This is a genomic window from Pseudomonas sp. MF4836 (genome assembly GCF_002018875.1).
Taxonomy (GTDB): Bacteria; Pseudomonadota; Gammaproteobacteria; order Pseudomonadales; family Pseudomonadaceae; genus Aquipseudomonas.
Map to the genome: position 1 here is coordinate 718,277 of NZ_MVOL01000003.1, position 19,243 is coordinate 737,519.

Genomic DNA, 19,243 nt, shown 5'->3' on the forward strand with positions numbered 1-19,243 from the left:
AAGGCTGCCGGTCTGTTCGAAAAGAAGCCGCTTGGGTCTGCGTTTGCGCATCAATGCTCGCTGCCAGGGCACGGGAAGCATTCTGCTGTTTGCAAGGCCATTCAAGCAGGCTAAGGTTCGGCTCAGGTTTATCTGCCCATGAGTGTTTATGTTCAACCCGTCCTTCCCCAAAGCCCTGGCCTTGCTGTTAATGGCGTGCGCGGCCGTGCCGGCCCACGCCGACTGGTACCTGGATAACGAGTCTTCCCGCCTGTCGTTCGTCAGCACCAAGAACTCCAGTATTGCCGAGGTGCAGCGCTTTCTCGTGCTGCACGGCAAGGTCGATGAACAGGGCAAGGCCCAGTTGCAGGTCGAGCTGGAGTCGGTCAACAGCGCCATCCCGCTGCGCGACGAGCGCGTGCGCAAAGAGCTGTTCGAGATCAAGGCCTACCCCGAAGCGGCGATCAGCGCCCAGCTCAATCTGCAACCGATCAAGGACCTGGCGCCCGGGGCGCAGATCGAGCTGCTGCTGCCGGTGACCGTCGACTTGCATGGCCAGCAGCACACCTACAACGCCGAGTTGCTGGCGACGCGCCTGGATGATCGGCGGTTTCAGGTGGTGACCCTGGAGCCGCTGGTGCTCGATGCCGAAGACTTCAAGCTGGCGCCGGGCGTCGAAACCTTGCGCAAGGCCGCGGGCTTGTCGGCCATCAGTTTGTCGGTACCGGTGGGTGCGGTACTGATCTTCACGGCGCGCTGACATGGTCGGCGCGGTGTTTCCCTGGCGTGAAGGCAACCGTTTCGAGTTGCTGATCGACGGCCCGCGTTTCTTTCCGCGGATGCTGGCGGCCATCGATCGTGCCACCGAGCAGGTCGAGCTGGAGTTGTACCTGGTGGAAGCGGGGGCCTGCGCCGAAGCCATGGTCCAGGCCCTGGTGCACGCCGCCGAACGTGGGGTACGGGTGCGCTGCCTGTTCGATGACTACGGCAGCCTGGCCTTTACCCTGCGCTTGCGTCAGCGCCTGACCGGGGCCGGGGTTGAGTTGCGTTTCTACAATCGCCTGAGCTGGCGCCGGGGTGGCCGCAACCTGTATCGCGATCACCGCAAGCTGCTGCTGGTCGACCAGTCCCTGGCAGTGGTGGGCGGCACCGGGGTCACCGATGAGTTCTGGGACCCGGAGGCCGATCACAGCGAGTGGCATGAAGTCATGGTCGAGATCGTCGGCCCGTTGGTGCTCGACTGGCAGATCCTGTTCGATCGACAGTGGCTCGCCAACCCCCACCGCACCGCCTGGAAACCCGCCGCGAACTTCGGTTTGCAGCGCTTGCCGAAAGTCCCGGCGCAGGGCGAGGGCATGGGCCGGGTGGCCTACGCCGATGCCCGTCAGCATCGGGATATTTTGCATTCGTTGATTCGTGCCCTGAACAGCGGCCAGCGGCGGATCTGGCTGGCGACTCCGTATTTCCTGCCGACCTGGTCGGTGCGCCGTTCGTTGCGGCGGGCGGCGGCGCGGGGTGTCGACGTGCGGCTGCTGCTGACCGGGCCACGGACTGATCACCCTTCGGTGCGCTACGCCGGGCATCGCTACTACCCGAGGTTGCTCAAGGCGGGGGTGAAGATTTTCGAGTATCAGCCGTGTTTCCTGCACCTGAAGATGGTGCTGGTGGATGACTGGGTGAGCATTGGTTCCTGCAACTTCGACCACTGGAACCTGCGCTTCAACCTGGAAGCCAACCTCGAGGCCCTGGACCCGCCACTGACCGGGGCGGTGACCGCGAGTTTCGAGGCCGACTTTGCCCAGAGCCAGGAAGTCAGCCTCGAAGCCTGGAAGCAGCGACCGCTATGGCGCCGTATCAAGCAACGCATCTGGGGCTGGGTCGACCGGCTGGTGGTCAATATGCTCAATCGTCGGAGTTGAGCACGTTGCCTGCGAATAACACGGTGCCCACTCCGGATTATCGCGGCGCCCTTTCGGGCCAGCGTCCGAACGCGGCCCGAGCCTGGCGGCAGCGGCTACAGAGTCAGAGCAGTTCGAAGCTCTGTTGTTTGACGTCCTGTGAGTCCAGGCCGATCTGCACGTTGAAGTCACCCGGTTCGGCCGCGTACTTGAGTTGGGCGTTGTAGAACTTCAGGTCGTCCTCGGTGATGGTGAAGTGAATGGCTTTCTCTTCACCGGCCTTGAGCATGATTTTCTGGAAGTTCTTCAGTTCCTTGATCGGCCGGATCATCGATCCCGCCACGTCCTGGATATACAGCTGCACCACGGTCTCACCGTCGCGCTTGCCGTTGTTTTTCACCGTCACGCTGGCGTCGAGCTTGCCGCTCTTGTTCAGGGTGGTGGAGGACAAGGCCATGTCCGACAGGCTGAAGCTGGTGTAGCTCAGGCCATAGCCGAACGGGAACAGCGGCCCGGTGGTGTCATCGAAATACTGCGAGGTGTAGTTGCCCGGCTTGCCTGGGGTAAACGGCCGGCCGATGGTCAGGTGGTTGTAGTAGGTCGGGATCTGTCCGACCGAGCGCGGGAAGGTGATCGGCAGCTTGCCCGACGGGTTGTAGTCGCCGAATAGCACGTCGGCAATCGCATTGCCGCCTTCGGTGCCGCTGAACCAGGTTTCCAGGATCGCGTCGGCCTGTTCGTTTTCATCCAGCAACGACAGCGGACGGCCGTTCATCAGCACCAGCACCAGGGGTTTGCCGGTGGCCTTGAGGGCCTTGATCAGCTCACGCTGGCTGGCCGGAATGTGCAGGTCGGTGCGGCTCGACGATTCGTGGGACATGCCCCGCGACTCGCCCACGGCGGCTACGACCACGTCCGAGGCCTGGGCGGCTTTCACCGCTTCGTCGATCATCTGTTGCGCCGAGCGTGGATCGTCCACCACTTCCGGTGCGTCGAAGTTGAGGAAGTTGAGGTAGTCGACCACCTTCTTGTCGGCGGTGATGTTCGAGCCGCGAGCGTAGGTCAGGGTCGCCTTGTCGCCCAGGGCGCGGCTCATGCCGTCGAACAGGGTCACCGATTGTGCCGGCACGCCAGCGGCGGCCCAGCTGCCCATCATGTCGATCGGCGCCTTGGCCAGCGGGCCGACCAGGGCGATTTTTGCGGTCTTGGCCAGGGGCAGGGTTTCGTTGCGGTTCTTCAGCAGCACCAGGCTGCGGCGAGCCACATCACGGGCTTCGCTGCGGTGCAGGCGGCTTTCGGCATTGGTGTCGGCCGGGTCATCCTCGGCCTTGCCGATGCGCAGGTACGGGTCCTTGAACAGGCCCATGTCGTACTTGGCACCGAGTACCTCGCGCACCGCGTTGTCGATATCGCTCTGGGCGATTTCCCCGGACTTGAGCAGCCCCGGCAGTTCCTTGCCATACAGCGAGTCATTCATGCTCATGTCGATGCCGGCCTTGATCGCCAGCTTCGCGGCTTCACGTCCGTCCTTGGCCACGCCGTGGCGGATCAGTTCGATGATCGCGCCGTGGTCGCTGACCGCCAGGCCCTTGAAGCCCCATTCCTTGCGCAACAGGTCCTGCATCAGCCACATGTTGGAAGTGGCCGGCACGCCGTTGATCGAGTTCAGCGCGACCATCACCCCACCGGCCCCGGCGTCGATCGCGGCACGGTACGGCGGCAGGTAGTCCTGGTACATCTTGACCGGGCTCATGTCGACGATGTTGTAGTCGCGCCCACCTTCCACCGCGCCGTACAGGGCGAAGTGCTTGACGCTGGCCATGATGCTGTCGGCGGCGTTCGGGCTCACGCCCTGGTAGGCCTTGACCATCACCTTGGCAATGCGCGAGACCAGGTAGGTGTCTTCGCCGAAGCCTTCGGAAGTCCGGCCCCAGCGCGGGTCGCGGGAGATATCGACCATCGGCGCGAAGGTGATGTCCAGGCTGTCGGCGCTGGCTTCCTGGGCGGCAATGCGCCCGGACAGGCCAATGGCCTCCATGTCCCAGCTCGAGGCCAGGGCCAGGCTGATGGGGAAGATGGTCCGGTGGCCGTGGATCACGTCATAGGCGAAGAACATCGGGATCTTCAGCCGGCTGCGCATGGCTGCGTCCTGCATCGGCCGGTTTTCCGGGCGGGTGATGGAGTTGAACGTGCCACCGATACGGCCGGCGGCGATTTCCTTGCGGATCAGCTCGCGGGGCATTTCCGGGCCGATGCTGATCAGGCGCAACTGGCCGATCTTTTCGTCGAGGGTCATCTGCTGCAGCAGGTTGGCGACAAAGGCGTCCTTGTCTTGCAAGGCCGCGCCCTGGGCCGGCTGGTTTTGCACGGTGGCCACCGAGGTCGCGGCCAATACGGGGTGACTGGCCAGGCTGATCAACAGGCCCAGCAAACACAGCTTCTTCATGAATATTGTTCTCAAGGGCTAAAGCCGACACCGGTGAGACGGGTCGAACAGCCGAAATTTAGGGAGCGCCTATTGTTGTTCGGATAAATGCCGCACACTTCTGAACTCTTTTTTGCGCTGGGCATCTTTTAGCCCATCAGCCCGATGCATTCCAGTGGCGCAGGCAGTTTTTGCCCACAGGATGTGTGAAACCGGGCAAAAGCTTCATCTCAATCAGGTTGTGCAAGGAGCCCCACCCATGAACATCACCCAACGCCTGCGTTCGACCTGGCCCGTCGCCGTCTTGTTGCTGCTCTCCAGCCTGCTCAGTGGCTGCGGCATCAACAACATTCCGACCCTCGATGAGCAGGTAAAAGCCGACTGGGGCCAGGTGCAGAACCAGTACCAGCGTCGCGCCGACCTGATTCCCAACCTGGTGGAGACCGTCAAGGGTTACGCCAAGCACGAGGAAGACACCCTGACCGCGGTGATCGAGGCGCGATCCAAGGCGACCTCGATCCAGGTCGATGCCTCGACCCTGGACAACCCGGAAAAACTCAAGCAATTCCAGCAGGCCCAGGATCAGTTGAGCGGTGCACTCAGCCGGCTGATGGTGGTCTCCGAGCGCTATCCGGATCTCAAGGCCAACCAGAACTTCCTGGCCCTGCAATCCCAGCTCGAAGGCACGGAAAACCGCATTGCCGTGGCCCGTCGCGACTTCATCCTGGCGGTGCAGAAGTACAACACCGAGATCCGTACATTCCCCGGCCGCCTGTGGCACAGCATGATGTACAGCGACCTGCCGATTCGTGAAACCTTCGAGGCCACCAGCCCCGACGCCGACAAAGCACCGCAAGTCAAATTCTGATGGGCCGCTTGCCGCGCGTGCTGCACGGTGTGCTGCTGGCGCTGGCGCTGCTGACCAGTGGTGCAATCGCTGCCGAACTTGAGGCCCCGGGCAAAAAACCGGGGCTGTATTTGCGCAAGGCCGCTCCTGAACCGGTGCCCGAGCCGGCGCCACGGGATGAAACGCCTGCGCCCCTGGAAAGCCTGTTTCCCGAGTTGAGCGGGCGGGTGGTGGATGGCGCAGGCATGCTCGGCTCCACCAGCATCCGCTACCTGACGCCGTTGCTCGCGGCCCATGAACAGCGTACCGGCGACCAAGTGGTGGTGGTCACCCTCGACAGCCTGCGCGGCAATAGCATTGAAGCGTTCGGCGTGCAACTGGGGCGGCATTGGGGCCTTGGCCAGCGGGGCCTGAACAATGGCGTGCTGCTGATCGTCGCCCGCGCCGAGCGCAAGATGCGCATCGAGGTGGGCTACGGGCTTGAGGGCCTGCTGACCGATGCCCTGGCTTCGCAGATTATTGCCGGCATGGGTCAGGACTTTGCCCGGGGCGAGTTCGCCCAGGGGATCATCAACGGGACCCAGGCTATTCTGGACACCTTGGGTCGGCCAGCGATGGCCAGGGTCGAAACCTACCAGGAGCAGCTCAAGAGCGAGCGCCGCGAGGATTTTTTCCTGTTTGGCTTGCTGGCGGTGGTCCTCGGGTTGCTGTTTCTGTTGTTGCGTCAGGTGGTGGATATCGAGTTTGTCCGGGGCAAGTATCAACCGGGCGTCTCCAGGCGTTCTTCGAACAGCAGCAGCCGTGACAGCGCTTCTGCCAGTACGGGCAGCTATGAGGGCTCAAGCGGTTCGGCAGGTTCCAGCGACAGCGGCGACAGCCTGCGCTCCGGCGGCGGCAGTTTTGGCGGTGGCGGAGCGTCCGGCAGTTGGTAACGGCGATCACGAAAGGACGAGGTGCTGATGCGAGCAATTAAAGTGAGCCTGGTGCTGTTGCTCTGGGTGCTGGCGGTGACGGCCCGGGCCGAGCTGAAGTTCCCGGAGTTGAGCGGTCGGGTGGTGGACGACGCGCAACTGATCGAGCCGGCGGTTCGAGCGTTCCTGACCCAGGAGCTGCAAGCCCACGAACAGGCCACCCGCGAGCAGTTGGTGGTGGTGACTGTGCCCAACCTGCAGGGCGCCCGGATCGAGGACTTTGGCTACTTGCTGGGGCGCCATTGGGGCATCGGCCAGAAGGACAAGAACAACGGCGCGCTGCTGATCGTGGCCCGCGACGAACGCAAGCTGCGCATCGAGGTGGGCTACGGCCTGGAGGACCGGCTGACGGACGCGCAGGCCTCGGTGATCATCAACCAGGTGATCACGCCCGCGTTCAAGGCCGGCGACTTCAGCAAAGGCATCAAGGACGGTGTGGCCGCCATGTTGCTGGTGCTGGGCGGTACGCCGCTGGAGCAGGCGAGCACTGCCTATGACTCGGGCTCCGATGACGGCGTCAGTGACAAGGATTTTGTCGAGCGGCACTCGTTCTTTTTCATCTTCCTGGTGATGCTGTTTATCCTCGCGCTGATGGTTTTGCAGTTCCTCGGGATCTTGCCCAGCGGCGGTGGCCGAGGAGGTTCCAGCGGCGGCTCAAGCAGCGGCGGGTTCAGCGGCGGTTCGGGTGGCGGCTCAAGCGGCGGCGGTTTCAGTGGCGGGGGCGGCAGCTTTGGCGGCGGTGGCGCGTCGGGCGGTTGGTAACCAACAATAATCAGCGAGTATTGGACGACATGGCATTACTGAGTGAATACGAACAACGGCAGGTCGCCGAGGCGATTGCCCGGGTCGAGCAGCAGACCGATGCCGAGCTGGTGACCGTGCTCGCCGCCCGCGCTGATGATTACGCCTATATTCCGCTGCTCTGGGCCAGCCTGTTGGCGCTGATCGTGCCCGGGGTCATCCACCTGTTCGGCTGGATGGGCACCTACACCTTGCTTCTGACGCAATGGGCGACCTTTATTGTGCTGTGCCTGGTGTTTCGCATTCCCAAGGTCACCACCCGCCTGATTCCGCGCTCGGTCCGCCACTGGCGCGCGTCGAACCTGGCCCGCCGGCAATTTCTCGAGCAGAACCTGCACCACACCGTGGGCAGCACCGGGGTGCTGATTTTCGTCTGCGAGGCCGAGCGCTACGTGGAGATCCTGGTGGATGAAGGAATCTCCCGGCGCCTGCCTGATCAGACCTGGGCGCCGCTGGTGGCAGCCTTCACTCAGCAGGTGAAGCAGGGCCAGACCTTGCAAGGCTTTATCAACTGCATCGACGCTTGCGGCGAATTGCTCAAGGTCCACGTGCCGGTGACCCAGGTGCGTAATGAGCTGCCCAATCGCCTGGTGGTGCTGGGTTGAGTCGGTTGTCGGTGGTTAATGGTTCGAAAGTAGTAGGCGGGGGTTGTTTGCAGTAAGCATTGATTAAACGGCAATAGTTCCTGACAGGCGGGCTATTGCCGGTTGCCAGGCTGATAAAAGTGCAATGCTTTTCAGGCCGGTGTAATGCCGTTAATTACGACTAAAGTAGTAAAAATAGTAGTCCCCGAGTTCAGGCACTTCTTCCCACATTTGAATGTCGCCATCCGGCATGGCCTGGATTCAAACCTATATCTGCCGACTTTTTTCTGTGTTGTAACAAGCAGGAAACACATCTTTTCTTATTCGATATTTGAATATAAAAGTAAAAAATAATATTAGAGCGGAATAAGTGTAGTCGTTATCCTGTGCTCCGCAGGGCGTCGTTGAGCGGTTGCCGCCGCTGGCCCCATCCATTGCGCGGCGGCCTTTCCTGGTTGTCGCTACTCGAACCCGAGTTGTCCGTATCGGTTAAAGATAGGGCAGGGAGCAGCCGGGAATTAATCATCGAGTTCGGAGTGGGTGTCTTGCAGATCGGTCTTCTTATTATTGAAGTTGCCCAGGGCGGCGCAACTTCGCAGTGAGTGTGCCGAGGTCGATTAATCACGTGTTTGTATCGGGTAACTGCCGTGGAACTTGGTGTTTCTTCAATGGCGGCCAGGTGGCTGTGTGCTTGCTGTTTGCGGTCTGTGACGGTTTTTTAACTTAAGGGTTTGGGGGATTAATGAATATTCGTAAAAAAGCCGTATCGAGCCTGGCGCTCCTGGCGCTGGCGTTGGCCGGGGCGGGCATGGCCCATGCCGCGCAGCCGAGCGTGCGCATCGGCTATCAATTGCCATTGACCGGCAACACCGCCCAATACGGGCAGGACTTCAAGGCCGCCGCTGAAATCGCCCTCAAGGAGTTCAACGCGTCGGGTCGGATCCCGGTGCCAGTTGAAATCGTGTTCGAAGACTCGCGGTCCGATGCCAAGGAGGCCGTGTCGATTGCCCGCAAGTTCGCTGACGACCCGAGCATTGTCGGGGTCCTGGGGGATTTCACCTCGACGGTGTCGATGGCCTCGGCGCAGGTGTACAAGCGTGCCGGTCTGTCGCAACTGTCCCAGACCGCTTCCCATCCCGACTACACGAAAATCTCCAAGTGGCAATTTCGCAACATCACCAACCAGGACCAGGAGGGGCCGTTCAACGCTGACTGGATCGCGTCCCAGGGTTTCAAGAAGGTCGCGGTGATTGGCGAGCAGACCGACTGGGGTCAGTCAGCAGTGCAGGCGTTTGAGAAAAAGGCCAAGGAAAACGGGATCGAGGTGGTCTTTTCCGAGTACTTCAACCGTGGCATTCCCGATTTTCGTTCGCTGATTACCAAGGTCGACCGGGTGCACCCCGACGCCATCTACGGCGCCATTTTCTACGAGGACGCGGCGCAGTTTCTCAAGCAACTGCACCAACTGGGGGTCAAGGCCCCGGTGTTCTCCAGTTCGGCGGCCTACAACGAGCAACTGATCAAGCTGGCGGGTAAAGACGCCGATGGCTTGCGCCTGACCTCGACCTTCCTGCCAACCGTGGATGCGGAAAACGTGCGCCACTTCGTGACCGCGTGGAAGGCCGTGCGCAACGGCGAGGAGCCCGGACAATTCCCGGCCCAGGCCTACGACGCCACCAACATCATGCTCGCCGCTGTGGCGCGGACCTACCCTGACGCCACGCGCGACAAGGTGCGCCAGGCGCTGGCAGAGACCAAGGACTTTCCCGGGGTCACCGGTTCCACCACCTTTGATGCTGACCGCGAGCCGCACAAGTCCCTGGTCAAGGTTGAAGTCGTGAACGGCAAATTCGAGCCCTCGGCGCACTGATCGGTCGCCGGCAATCCTTGCATTCAACTGTGTGGAAACACCCAGGAGCCGGCGCAGGTGTCTGCGTCGGCGATAAAGCCGTACCTGTTCGAGGCGTTTCCCGTGATCGATTCCTACTATTTCCAGCAACTGGTGATCGGCCTGTCGCAAGGCATGACCTACGCGCTGGTCGCTATTGGCTTCACCCTGATCTTTGGTGTGCTGAACGCGGTGAACTTCGCTCATTCCGAGGTCTACACCATTGGCGCCGTGGCCGGGCTGTTCGTCATCGGTGCCTACGCCCCGCCCCTGGCCGGCGTGGTGCTGTTGGTGGCCGCGGTAGGCGCGGCGCTCGGGTTCGGCCTGGAGCGGCTGGCGTTCAAGCCGTTCCGGCGTTTTTCCGACGAGGCCTCGCTGAAGTCCAGGGCCATGCGCGAGTCGACGCTGATGTCGTCCCTGGCGCTGTCGATCATCGTGCGCGAGGGGCTGGAGCTGGTCATGGGCTCGCAGATGCAGCCCGTCCCCTTCAACTACATGCTCAATACGCCGATTGTCCTGGGCAGCATCACCATCGTCAGTGGCGATGTGGTGATCTTCGCGGTATCGGCCAGCATGTTGATCGGCTTGCAACTGCTGCTGAAAAAGACCCGGATCGGCCTGTCGATCCGCGCGGTGTCCAATAACCCCCTGGGTGCCAAATACAGTGGGATCAATGTCGACCGCACCATCGTCTCGACCTTTGTCCTGGGTTCGTTGATGGGCGCGGTGGCCGGATTGCTGGTGGGGCTCTATTACGGTTCGGTGTTTCCTTCGATGGGTTTTGCCCCGGGCATCAAGGCATTCGTGGCGATGGTCATGGGCGGCCTGGTGTCGATCCCCGGCGCGGTGATCTGTGCGTTGATTCTCGGCGTTTCTGAAAGCATGGCCACCACCTTCATGCCCTCGGCGTGGGCGGACATGGTGCCGTACCTGTTCCTGATCCTGACCCTGATTTTCTTTCCCCGGGGCCTGTTCGGCGGAGGGCGCGAACGTGTCTGAGCGCTTTGTTCCCGCCGCCGTGATCGCCGCGCTGGTGCTGCTGGTATTCGTTGCCGTGCCCCTGGCTCTGCACGCTCACGGTGGCGGCTATTACTACCAGCTCGCCAGCCTGGCGTTGATCTTCATCCTGCTGGCCTCGTCCCTCCACCTGGTGTCGGGAGTGACCGGGCTGCTGCACCTTGGGCAAGCAGCGTTCTACGGGGTCGGCGCCTACCTGGCGGCGCTGGCCGGTGTGGCCTGCCACGTGCCGTTCTGGTTGGCGCTGCCCCTGGCGGGCCTGGGCTCGGCGTTGATCGCCCTGCTGGTGGCGCTGCCCACCATGCGCCTGGTCAGTATCTATTTTGCGGTGGCGACCCTGGCCATCGGGCAGATGATCAACATCATCCTGATGAACTGGGTCCCGGTCACCGGCGGCCCGAATGGGGTCACGCTGTTTGCCCCCATGGACCTGTTTGGCTGGGAGATCACCGACAACACCGGCATCTACTACGTGGTGGCGGTGACGGTATCGCTGTCGGTGTGGGCCATCTACCGCCTCAGTTACTCCTATTACGGCAACGCGCTGCGTGCCCTGCGCGAAGACGATCAATGCGCGGCGGCCATGGGCATCGATGCGGTGCGGCTCAAGACCCAGGTGTTCACGGTGGCGGCGTTCTTTGCCGGGATTGCCGGCGCGCTCTGGGCCTACACCACGGGCTATATCTCGCCAAACGATTTCAAATTCTCGGAAACCATCCTGATCCTGGCCATGGTGGTGGTGGGCGGCCTGGGTAGCCTGCCGGGGGCAATCATCGGCGCGCTGCTGCTGGTCCTGCTGCCGGAAGCGCTGCGCGGCTTTGGCGACTTGCGCAACATCATTGTCGGCAGCGTCATGTTCCTCTCCATCCTGTTCCTGCCCAAGGGCCTGTGCGGTGAAGTGCCGGCGATCAGCCTGGCGCGCGGACTGTTGGGCGGCGCCTGGAAAACCGATGCGGGCAAAAAGGTGGGCTGGAAATAATGCTCCTTGAATTCAACGGACTGACTCGCCGATTCGGCGGGCTTACCGCTATCGATAACGTCTCGGGGCATGTGGCCAAGGGCGAGTTGCTGGGGCTGATCGGCCCCAACGGGGCCGGCAAGACCACCCTGTTCAACCTGATCACCGGGTTCGTCCCGGTCAGTGCCGGCACGGTGCATTTCGCTGGCCGCGATGTGACCGGCAAGCCACCCCATGTGGTCGCTCGGCTCGGTTTGTCGCGCACGTTCCAGAACCTGCGGATCTTCCCCAACATGACCGTGTTCGACAATGTCTCGGTCGGCGCCACAGGGATGATCGGCCAGGGCCTGGTCGAAACCATTTTCGGCCGCGGCGAGCGTCGCCGACGGATCTCGGAGCAGAGCTGGCAGGCGTTGGAGTCGGTGGGGTTGCAGCACCTGGCGAACCAGCTGGCGGCCAATCTCTCCTACGGCCAGCGCAAGTACCTGGAAATTGCCCGGGCCCTGGCGATGCAGCCTGAGCTGTTGATCCTGGATGAGCCGGCAGCCGGGCTCAACGACACCGAAACCGCCGAGCTTGCGGCCTGTATCCAGCGCCTGCACGGCAGCGGGCTCAGCGTGATGCTGGTGGAGCACGACATGAACCTGGTGATGTCGATCTGTCAGCGGATTCTGGTGCTCGCCTCCGGCAGAAAGATCGCCGATGGACCGCCGGCGGCCATCCGCTGCGACGCGGCGGTCCTGGAATCCTATCTGGGGACTGATTGGGAATGAACATCCTCGACATCCAGGGCTTGAAGATCAACCTGGGCACCCACGACATTCTGCACGGCATCAGCCTGGCCGTGCCCGAGCGCAGCATCATTGCCGTACTGGGGGCCAACGGGGCGGGCAAGACCACACTGATGCGCGCGATTTCCGGGATCTACCAGGCCAGCGCCGGCAAGATCCTGTTCGATGGACAGGACATCAACCGCCTGCCCAGCCACAAACGGGTGCAGCAGGGGATTCTGCAGACGCCGGAAGGGCGGCAGATTTTCTCCAACATGACCGTGCGCGAAAACCTGCTGGTGGGCGGTGGGCCTTATGGCATGCGTGAGGCTGAATCGGTGCTGGATCTGTTTCCGGTGATCGGCGAGCGCTTTCACCAACTGGCCGGCTCGTTGTCCGGCGGCGAGCAGCAGATGCTGTGCATCGGTCGGGCATTGATGCGCCGGCCGCGGATTCTGCTGATGGACGAGCCCTCATTGGGGCTGGCACCTAAAGTGGTGGGGGAGATTTTTCGGTTGATCCAGCACATCCGCTCCACCGGCCTCACCGTGTTGCTGGTGGAACAGAATGCCAAGGCCGCGTTGCGGGTCGCCGACTATGCGGCGGTACTGGACGGCGGCCATATCACGCTTGAAGGACCGGCCGCGCAGATTGCCGCCGATCCACGCATTGTCGACGCTTACCTCGGAGGTCATTACCACCCATGACGCACACAACGTCCAACGCCCTGGCCACGAGCCGCCTGCGTGAAGAACTGGCCTACCTGAAATTGCCCAGTGCGGCCTGGACGGCCGCGGGCAAGGGCCCTGACGGACTCGACCTGCCCGATGTCGCGATTATCGGCGCGGGCATGTTTGGCATTGCCGCCGCCGTGGCCCTGATCCTCAAGGGCGTGCACAACATCCGCCTGTTCGACAGCCAGCCGCCTGGCCGCAGCGGGCCCTGGACCACCTATGCGCGGATGCCGACCCTGCGCTCGCCCAAAGACCTGCCGGGGCTGAGTTTCGGGATCCGCGCGCTGACCTTCCGCGCCTGGTACGAAGCGACCTACAGCGCCGAGGCCTGGGAGGCGCTGTACAAGATTCCCAATGCGGTGTGGCAGGACTACCTCGAATGGATCGCCGAGGCCTTTGACCTGCCGATCGAACACAACGCGGTGATCCGACGTTTTTCGGTGGGGCCGCAGACCGTCACCCTGCAGCACGAGGACGGGCGCAGCCTGATTGCCCGGCGCCTGGTGATCGCCACCGGGCGCTCGGGGACGGGGGGCGCGAGCCTGCCTGGATTTATCGATCCGGGGTTGTTTCCAACCCGCGCGGCCCACAGCTGCGACCCGATCGACTTTGCCGCCCTGGCCGGGCGTCGCGTGGCGGTGATCGGTGCCGGTTCCTCGGCCTGGGACAACGCCGCGACAGCGCTGGAGCACGGCGCGGCGCAGGTCACCCTGTATGCCCGGCGCAGTTATTTGCCGCAGATCAACAAGGCCCGGGGCTATATTTATCCGGGCTTTATCGAGGGCTGGCACGGGCTGGCCGCGCAGGAGAAGTGGGCGGTCTCGGCCTACCTCGACGACACGCCGCCGCCACCGCCCCATGAGACCGTGCTGCGAACCCTGGCGGCTGGGGGCGAGCGCTTTACCCTTAATTTCGACTCGCGGTTCGAGGCCGTGTCCGAGGTGGCCGGGCAGGTGCAACTGACCTTGGCCGAGCGCACCGATCACGCGGACTTCCTGATTGCCGGGACCGGCTTTCGCGTCGACCTGGCCCGTGAACCGCTGTTTGACCAGGTGGCCGGGCGCGTGGCCCTGTGGCGTGATCGCTTTGAACCGACTGCCGGTTCCGAACGGCCGCACCTGGGCCTGTTTCCGTGGCTGGGGGCGGGGTTTGAACTGCAAGAGCGCGGACTGGCCGACGGTGCTTCCGAACTGAACCGGGTGCACCTGCTCAACCACGCCGCGAGCCTGAGCTTTGGTTCGATTGCCTCGGATATCCCGGCGATTTCCGCCGCCGCCGAACGCCTTGCCCTGCACATTGTGGCCCAGCTTTTTCATGAGGGTTTCAGTGCGTATCAGCAACGGCTGGTGGATTGGGACAATGAGTGGGAGCTGGAACCCACCCCTTATTTTCATCCCGCATCAGGCGCTTAACAGGCGCTTTATGCCTCAGGTTGCCAGGCGCCGGGCGATTCCTTGTCGCCCGTTGCGCCGGGCGTTCGGCAACCGATAGCCAGCGGGGGCGCGGCTCGATTGCCTGCCCTGATCGCGCCCCGGCTCGCGGAAAAAACACCGCTGGGTCAATAACTCCGTGCCCCGACGGGCCATCCCCCCTAAAATACCCGCCACTTTTGAATCACCGCGCGTATCGCCCGAGGCACCGTCCCCCATGTCTGTCACTGCAACCTCCACCCGTCCGGCGCCGGATCACCATGCCCAGTTTCTGGCCTTGCTGGACACCAGCCTGGCGCAGAACGCCTTTATCAAACTGGTGCTGGCCAAGTACGTGGGCGACGAAGCGGATTTGCAGCGCATCATCATCAAGCAACTGACGGTCAAGGAGCAGCCGTGCCTGTCCTTCGTCTACCGCTACAAGACCCGGGACATCACCAAGAACTTTTCCCTGGAGGAGGGCGCGGCGTTGATTGGCGAGTGGCTGCCGGCCTCGTTCAAGAACGCGCACCTGCTGACCCTGACCGATGAAGTGCAGCTGGAATACAGCAAAAAGGGCAAGAGTTCGCTGTTCAAGGGCAAGCCCCAGCAGCAGCGTGAAGTGCCGTCGGCCGAGCACAACCGCGAGAAGAATCGCTTTCTCGACCTCAACCGGCCGTTTCTCGCTGATCTTGGGGTGACCAACAAGCAGCACGAGCTGATCCCGGCGATGTCGCGCAAGTGGAAGCAGATCAACAAGTTCATCGAAGTCTTCAGCCACGCCCTGGCCACGTCGCCGATCAATCTCGCGCAGCCGGTGCGGGTGGCGGACTTCGGTTCCGGCAAGGGCTACCTGACCTTTGCCATCCACGATTACCTGCGCAACACCTTGCAGGCCCAGGGTGAAGTCACCGGGGTCGAGCTACGTGAGGACATGGTCACCCTGTGCAACACCGCCGCCGCGCGCCTGGAGCATCCGGGGCTGGTGTTCAAGTGTGGCGACGTGCGCAGTGTGGCCCCCAGCGAGCTTGATGTGATGATCGCCCTGCATGCCTGCGATATCGCCACCGACTACGCGATCCACACCGGGATCCGCTCCGGCGCGGCGATCATCATGTGCTCGCCGTGCTGCCACAAACAGATCCGCCTGCAGATCCAGAGCCCGGCGCTGCTCAAGCCAATGCTGCAATACGGCCTGCACCTGGGCCAGCAGGCAGAAATGGTCACCGACAGCCTGCGCGCGCTGTTCCTCGAGGCCTGTGGTTATGAAACCAAAGTCTTCGAATTCATCTCCCTGGAACACACCAACAAAAACAAAATGATCCTCGCCGTCAAACGCGCCGAACCCGCAGACCCGGCCCAGTTGCTGCTGAAAATCGAAGAGCTCAAAGCCTTCTACCACATCAGCGAGCACTGCCTGGAAACCCTGCTCAAGGCGGATGGGTACCTGTAACCCAACGCGGCGTCTATGTTGGCCAGCGCAACCTGGCGGCAGCAGCTACAGGATGGTGTGGGGTTACAGGGCCCGGGCTGGCGCGGGTTGGGCCGGGCGCACGCTGGTCTTGCGCCCGAGCATCACGGTCAGAATCACGCCCACTGCGAACACCCAGGTGATCGGTTCGATGTGCTCGCCAAAAAACAGCGCGGAAAAGGCGATGGTGAAAAAGATCTGCAACAGCTGGATCTGACTGACCCGGGCAATGCCGCCCATGGCCAACCCGGCGTACCAGGCGAAGAAACCAAAGAACTGCGAAAACAGCGATACATAGCCAAAGGCCCACCAGGTGCGGCTGGAAATCGCCCCTTGATGCTGCATCGCGAGGTACCACACCGGGCCAATCAGCAGGGGCGTCGACAGCACCAGGGCCCAGCAGATCACCTGCCAGCCACCCATCTCCTTGGCCAGGCGGCCGCCCTCGGCATAACCCAGGCCGCCGACGGCAATCGCCCCCAGCATCAACACATCGCCGGCCTGAATGCTCCCGGCGCCGCTGATCAACGCATACCCCAGCACCAGCGCGCTGCCCAGGGCGGCGCAGGCCCAGAAGGCTTTCGACGGCCGCTCATGGGACAGCCACGCCGCATACAGCGCCACGCACAACGGTTGCAAGCCATTGACCAGTGCGCCGTGGGACGCGGGCAGAGTCTGCATGGCCCAGGCCGACAACACCGGAAAACCCAGAATCACCCCGAGGATCACCAAACTCAGGCCTTTGATCTGACGCCAGGTCGGCCACTTCTCCCGCTGCCACAGCAACAGCAACGCCGCCGGAATCGCCGCGACCAGCGCCCGCCCCAGGCCATTGAGCAGCGGGTGGATCTCCAGCACCACGATGCGGGTAAAGGGCAGGGTCAGGCTGAAAATGATGACACCCAGCAAGCCGAGGGCCATGCCGGTGTTTTCGCGGGAGGACATAAGGGCAACCAGATCAAGGGGAGGGCAGGGCGTATCTAGCCATAAAGCCGCCAAGCGGCGCTGTTACAGCTGGGCACAGACTTGGAGGTACAGTTGGTGGGGCAGCGGCAAGCTACAAGCTTGAAGCTTGCCGCTGCTCGTGTAGTACCCGCGTATTACCTGGGCCGGCAGATTAGGACTACCTTGAATACTCTTTCTGCCCACGTGTTTCTGTAAAAGGAGTCATCCCATGGCCGCTAAAAAGATCCTGATTCTGGTCGGCGATTACGTCGAAGACTACGAAGTGATGGTGCCGTTTCAGGCGCTACTGATGGTGGGGCATACCGTGCATGCCGTGTGTCCGGACAAAAACGCCGGCCAGACCGTACGCACCGCGATCCATGATTTCGAGGGCGACCAGACCTATAGCGAGAAGCCGGGTCACCTGTTTGCCTTGAACTTCGATTTTGCCAAGGTGCAGGCTGCCGATTACGACGCGCTGCTGATTCCTGGCGGACGGGCTCCGGAATACCTGCGGCTGAATGAAAAAGTCCTGCAACTGGTCAGGGAATTCGACCAGGCGGGCAAGCCCATCGCCGCGGTGTGCCATGGCGCGCAACTGCTGGCGGCAGCTGGTGTGCTTGAAGGCCGCGAATGCAGCGCCTACCCGGCCTGCGCTCCGGAAGTGCGACTGGCGGGCGGTACGTACATCGATATTCCCGTGACCGAGGGCCACGTTCAGGGCAATCTGGTCACCGCCCCGGCCTGGCCGGCGCACCCAAGCTGGCTGGCGGGCTTCCTCGGCCTGCTGGGCACCCGAATCACCCTGTAACGGAGGGCCCTGCGCATGTGCGAGCTGTACGTCAAAGCCGATCCGATTCTCTACGAATCCCGTTCACGCTCGCTGCGCATCTGCGGCGTGGTCACCACGTTGCGCCTGGAAAACCAGTTCTGGGACATCCTCAGCGAAATCGCCGGGGAAGACGGCATGACCACCAACCAACTGATCGCCAAGCTGTATGAAGAGGTCATGGACTACCGCGGTGAAGTGGTGAACTTCGCCTCCTTCCTGCGCGTCAGCTGCACCCGCTACCTCAGCCAGCGCCGCAGCGCCACGCCGGAACTCAGCGTGGTTCGGCGCAACGCCCTGTAGCCCTTGGCCTTGAGCTGACGGTGACGTCAGCCCCGGCCAGCGCAGCCTGCGGCAGCGGCTACAAGGCGGCGTCAATCGCGGGTACGGGCACCATCGAGCAATGCTTCCACCACCGCTCGGGCCATTTCCACCGAGTGCACCATGGACCAGATCAGCCCGCGCTCGATGCCGCTGGCGCGCTCGGTGATTTCATCGGACACCTCTTCGGCGCATTTCAGCAGCAGCGCGACGTGCATCAGCGCGTCTTCGGCATTGACCCCGGGTTGCACGGCGAACAGCGCATGACCTTGGGCATCGCGCAGGCCAAAGGGGCGAGGCCGGGTGTTTTTCAGGGATTGAAGCAGGTGGGCGTTGGCGCGATCCAAGTCTGGGTCACGGCGTTGCTGGTGGGGTGGATCGGGGACGAGCTTTTTCATGTGTGTGACTCACTCAGTAGTTGTCCGACTGCCAAGCTCACTTCCACATGAGGGGTGGCAGCTGTGCGTGGGTGTGGAAGACCGGGACTGAGTAACCCGGCACACCCGAAGGTGTCCCGCGCACAACTGCCATAAAGCGCCGTCGATGAAAATGCATCGACGCTTGCTCAAGAGCACTCATGCTTACTCAATCCCGAACTTCCACATCCGGGCCGCTGTTTTTGCAGCGACGCACGGAGACTGCCGGATCGGTATGAGCTGTACAAGGTGCTCAAAGGCGTTTTGGATTCTCTAGGAAACGCCCTACAAAACAAAGCGAAACCTCTTCACGGCTCAGCGGTATATGGCCCTGGCACCTATGGCGAGGGAGCTTCTCCTCACTGTCAACGCACTCCGTCTCCGGCCCAGGAGAGTTTCAGATTTTCCTTATATCCCCGCCCTCGACCTCAGCCCTAGATTCCCTCAGCCATGGAAGGTCCTGCACACCTGCATAGGCTCAGATCTCTAAAACCCAAGGACTCAGTGACAGGGAGTTACTGATGGTCAGCCGATGTCGGTTCTCCCTCTCGATCCCACCAGCCTGCCACTGTCCGAGTAGCGGCCCGGCCCCAGGAGTGCTCTAGATGCTTGTCAGCTTCCCCTTCCTGCGCAACGCCGATCTTCAAGAGAAAGATACGATCGACGATGGCACCTTCAATCTGGGCGAGAAAAGCGGCAAAGGGGCCTTTCCTGTCAGCCACCAGTTCGGCTGGCATGGTGGCGTGCACCTGGTAGCCCCAGGCGCACCGAGCGATCCCGAACCCGTCCGCGCCATCGCCGATGGTGAGGTCGTGTTTGCCCGTCACAGCGACCCGATGCCGCTCAACAGCGACAGCGCCGAGGTCCAGGCCGCCCACCCACTGCTGTACTACACCGGCTGGACCAGCAATGGCGTCATGCTCATCAAGCACCAAACCGAGATCGGCGAAGGGGTGGGTGTGACCTTCTATTCCATCTAC

The 19,243-nt window shown here is 62.4% G+C and carries 18 protein-coding genes and 1 pseudogene; 16 read left to right on the forward strand and 3 right to left on the reverse strand.

Features of this window, described 5'->3' with window-relative positions; translation table 11 throughout:
• Positions 1-148 precede the first annotated feature (148 nt).
• Together MF4836_RS10050 and MF4836_RS10055 are read left to right on the forward strand one after the other, a co-directional pair.
• Positions 149-739 carry a YceI family protein gene (locus MF4836_RS10050; protein ID WP_078470201.1) on the forward strand — a complete coding sequence of 197 codons (591 nt, stop codon included), beginning with the start codon at positions 149-151 and terminating at the stop codon, positions 737-739.
• 1 nt (position 740) lies between these two features.
• The gene (locus MF4836_RS10055; protein ID WP_078470202.1) at positions 741-1,898 is read left to right on the forward strand and encodes a phospholipase D-like domain-containing protein; all 1,158 of its coding nucleotides are present in this window, start codon (positions 741-743) and stop codon (positions 1,896-1,898) included.
• 103 nt (positions 1,899-2,001) lie between these two features.
• Here MF4836_RS10055 and bglX read toward each other — a convergent pair whose 3' ends face one another.
• Positions 2,002-4,323 (reverse strand): beta-glucosidase BglX, encoded by a 2,322-nt coding sequence (gene bglX / locus MF4836_RS10060; RefSeq protein ID WP_078470203.1) that lies wholly within the window; start codon positions 4,321-4,323, stop codon positions 2,002-2,004.
• A gap of 238 nt (positions 4,324-4,561) precedes the next feature.
• Between bglX and MF4836_RS10065 the strand changes: the two genes are divergently transcribed.
• The 11 genes from MF4836_RS10065 to MF4836_RS10115 all read left to right on the forward strand — a co-directional run bounded on the left by MF4836_RS10065 (position 4,562) and on the right by MF4836_RS10115 (position 15,734).
• The gene (locus MF4836_RS10065; protein WP_078470204.1) at positions 4,562-5,170 is read left to right on the forward strand and encodes a LemA family protein; all 609 of its coding nucleotides are present in this window, start codon (positions 4,562-4,564) and stop codon (positions 5,168-5,170) included.
• A complete protein-coding gene (locus MF4836_RS10070) occupies positions 5,170-6,081 on the forward strand; it encodes a TPM domain-containing protein (RefSeq protein WP_078470205.1) in 912 nt (303 codons plus the stop codon). The genes MF4836_RS10065 and MF4836_RS10070 overlap by 1 nt, the downstream gene beginning before the upstream one ends.
• A gap of 27 nt (positions 6,082-6,108) precedes the next feature.
• Positions 6,109-6,882, forward strand: a complete 774-nt coding sequence (locus tag MF4836_RS35955; RefSeq protein ID WP_078470206.1) for a TPM domain-containing protein — start codon at positions 6,109-6,111, stop codon at positions 6,880-6,882.
• 29 nt (positions 6,883-6,911) lie between these two features.
• Complete coding sequence (locus tag MF4836_RS10080) at positions 6,912-7,526, forward strand: TPM domain-containing protein (RefSeq protein ID WP_078470232.1); 615 nt, start codon at positions 6,912-6,914, stop codon at positions 7,524-7,526.
• Between the two features lie 721 nt (positions 7,527-8,247).
• Positions 8,248-9,375, forward strand: coding sequence for an ABC transporter substrate-binding protein (locus MF4836_RS10085; RefSeq protein WP_078470207.1), 1,128 nt, complete (start codon positions 8,248-8,250; stop codon positions 9,373-9,375).
• 57 nt (positions 9,376-9,432) lie between these two features.
• On the forward strand, positions 9,433-10,392 hold the full coding sequence (locus MF4836_RS10090) for a branched-chain amino acid ABC transporter permease (protein WP_078470208.1): 960 nt from the start codon (positions 9,433-9,435) through the stop codon (positions 10,390-10,392).
• A complete protein-coding gene (locus MF4836_RS10095; protein WP_078470209.1) occupies positions 10,385-11,389 on the forward strand; it encodes a branched-chain amino acid ABC transporter permease in 1,005 nt (334 codons plus the stop codon). The genes MF4836_RS10090 and MF4836_RS10095 overlap by 8 nt, the downstream gene beginning before the upstream one ends.
• Positions 11,389-12,141 carry an ABC transporter ATP-binding protein gene (locus MF4836_RS10100; protein ID WP_078470210.1) on the forward strand — a complete coding sequence of 251 codons (753 nt, stop codon included), beginning with the start codon at positions 11,389-11,391 and terminating at the stop codon, positions 12,139-12,141. Before MF4836_RS10095 ends, MF4836_RS10100 begins: the two co-directional genes overlap by 1 nt.
• Entirely contained in the window at positions 12,138-12,845 is a 708-nt protein-coding gene (locus MF4836_RS10105) for an ABC transporter ATP-binding protein (protein ID WP_078470211.1), read from the forward strand. The genes MF4836_RS10100 and MF4836_RS10105 overlap by 4 nt, the downstream gene beginning before the upstream one ends.
• A complete protein-coding gene (locus MF4836_RS10110) occupies positions 12,842-14,284 on the forward strand; it encodes an NAD(P)-binding domain-containing protein (protein ID WP_078470212.1) in 1,443 nt (480 codons plus the stop codon). Before MF4836_RS10105 ends, MF4836_RS10110 begins: the two co-directional genes overlap by 4 nt.
• A 235-nt stretch (positions 14,285-14,519) precedes the next feature.
• Positions 14,520-15,734, forward strand: coding sequence for a class I SAM-dependent methyltransferase (locus tag MF4836_RS10115; RefSeq protein WP_078470213.1), 1,215 nt, complete (start codon positions 14,520-14,522; stop codon positions 15,732-15,734).
• Positions 15,735-15,797: 63 nt separating this feature from the next.
• Here MF4836_RS10115 and MF4836_RS10120 read toward each other — a convergent pair whose 3' ends face one another.
• Positions 15,798-16,697 (reverse strand): DMT family transporter, encoded by a 900-nt coding sequence (locus MF4836_RS10120; protein ID WP_078470214.1) that lies wholly within the window; start codon positions 16,695-16,697, stop codon positions 15,798-15,800.
• 229 nt (positions 16,698-16,926) lie between these two features.
• Here MF4836_RS10120 and MF4836_RS10125 point away from each other — a divergent pair, with 229 nt between their 5' ends.
• Together MF4836_RS10125 and MF4836_RS10130 are read left to right on the forward strand one after the other, a co-directional pair.
• Positions 16,927-17,508, forward strand: coding sequence for a DJ-1/PfpI family protein (locus MF4836_RS10125; RefSeq protein WP_078470215.1), 582 nt, complete (start codon positions 16,927-16,929; stop codon positions 17,506-17,508).
• Positions 17,509-17,523: 15 nt separating this feature from the next.
• Entirely contained in the window at positions 17,524-17,829 is a 306-nt protein-coding gene (locus tag MF4836_RS10130) for a ribbon-helix-helix domain-containing protein (RefSeq protein ID WP_020299022.1), read from the forward strand.
• Positions 17,830-17,900: 71 nt separating this feature from the next.
• On the opposite strand, the gene MF4836_RS10135 is transcribed toward MF4836_RS10130, so the two are convergent.
• Positions 17,901-18,245, reverse strand: coding sequence for a DUF6124 family protein (locus MF4836_RS10135; RefSeq protein ID WP_078470216.1), 345 nt, complete (start codon positions 18,243-18,245; stop codon positions 17,901-17,903).
• Between the two features lie 623 nt (positions 18,246-18,868).
• Here MF4836_RS10135 and MF4836_RS10140 point away from each other — a divergent pair.
• Positions 18,869-19,243 (forward strand): annotated as a pseudogene (locus tag MF4836_RS10140) (hypothetical protein); the annotation flags it as partial.

Excerpts from the sequence above, each read along its gene's own strand:
- MF4836_RS10050 (WP_078470201.1), top strand. The coding sequence starts at position 149 with ATGTTCAACCCGTCCTTCCCCAAAGCCCTGGCCTTGCTGTTAATGGCG.
- MF4836_RS10055 (WP_078470202.1), top strand. The coding sequence starts at position 741 with ATGGTCGGCGCGGTGTTTCCCTGGCGTGAAGGCAACCGTTTCGAGTTG.
- bglX (WP_078470203.1), bottom strand. The coding sequence starts at position 4,323 with ATGAAGAAGCTGTGTTTGCTGGGCCTGTTGATCAGCCTGGCCAGTCAC.
- MF4836_RS10065 (WP_078470204.1), top strand. The coding sequence starts at position 4,562 with ATGAACATCACCCAACGCCTGCGTTCGACCTGGCCCGTCGCCGTCTTG.
- MF4836_RS10070 (WP_078470205.1), top strand. The coding sequence starts at position 5,170 with ATGGGCCGCTTGCCGCGCGTGCTGCACGGTGTGCTGCTGGCGCTGGCG.
- MF4836_RS35955 (WP_078470206.1), top strand. The coding sequence starts at position 6,109 with ATGCGAGCAATTAAAGTGAGCCTGGTGCTGTTGCTCTGGGTGCTGGCG.
- MF4836_RS10080 (WP_078470232.1), top strand. The coding sequence starts at position 6,912 with ATGGCATTACTGAGTGAATACGAACAACGGCAGGTCGCCGAGGCGATT.
- MF4836_RS10085 (WP_078470207.1), top strand. The coding sequence starts at position 8,248 with ATGAATATTCGTAAAAAAGCCGTATCGAGCCTGGCGCTCCTGGCGCTG.
- MF4836_RS10100 (WP_078470210.1), top strand. The coding sequence starts at position 11,389 with ATGCTCCTTGAATTCAACGGACTGACTCGCCGATTCGGCGGGCTTACC.
- MF4836_RS10105 (WP_078470211.1), top strand. The coding sequence starts at position 12,138 with ATGAACATCCTCGACATCCAGGGCTTGAAGATCAACCTGGGCACCCAC.
- MF4836_RS10110 (WP_078470212.1), top strand. The coding sequence starts at position 12,842 with ATGACGCACACAACGTCCAACGCCCTGGCCACGAGCCGCCTGCGTGAA.
- MF4836_RS10115 (WP_078470213.1), top strand. The coding sequence starts at position 14,520 with ATGTCTGTCACTGCAACCTCCACCCGTCCGGCGCCGGATCACCATGCC.
- MF4836_RS10120 (WP_078470214.1), bottom strand. The coding sequence starts at position 16,697 with ATGTCCTCCCGCGAAAACACCGGCATGGCCCTCGGCTTGCTGGGTGTC.
- MF4836_RS10125 (WP_078470215.1), top strand. The coding sequence starts at position 16,927 with ATGGCCGCTAAAAAGATCCTGATTCTGGTCGGCGATTACGTCGAAGAC.
- MF4836_RS10130 (WP_020299022.1), top strand. The coding sequence starts at position 17,524 with ATGTGCGAGCTGTACGTCAAAGCCGATCCGATTCTCTACGAATCCCGT.
- MF4836_RS10135 (WP_078470216.1), bottom strand. The coding sequence starts at position 18,245 with ATGAAAAAGCTCGTCCCCGATCCACCCCACCAGCAACGCCGTGACCCA.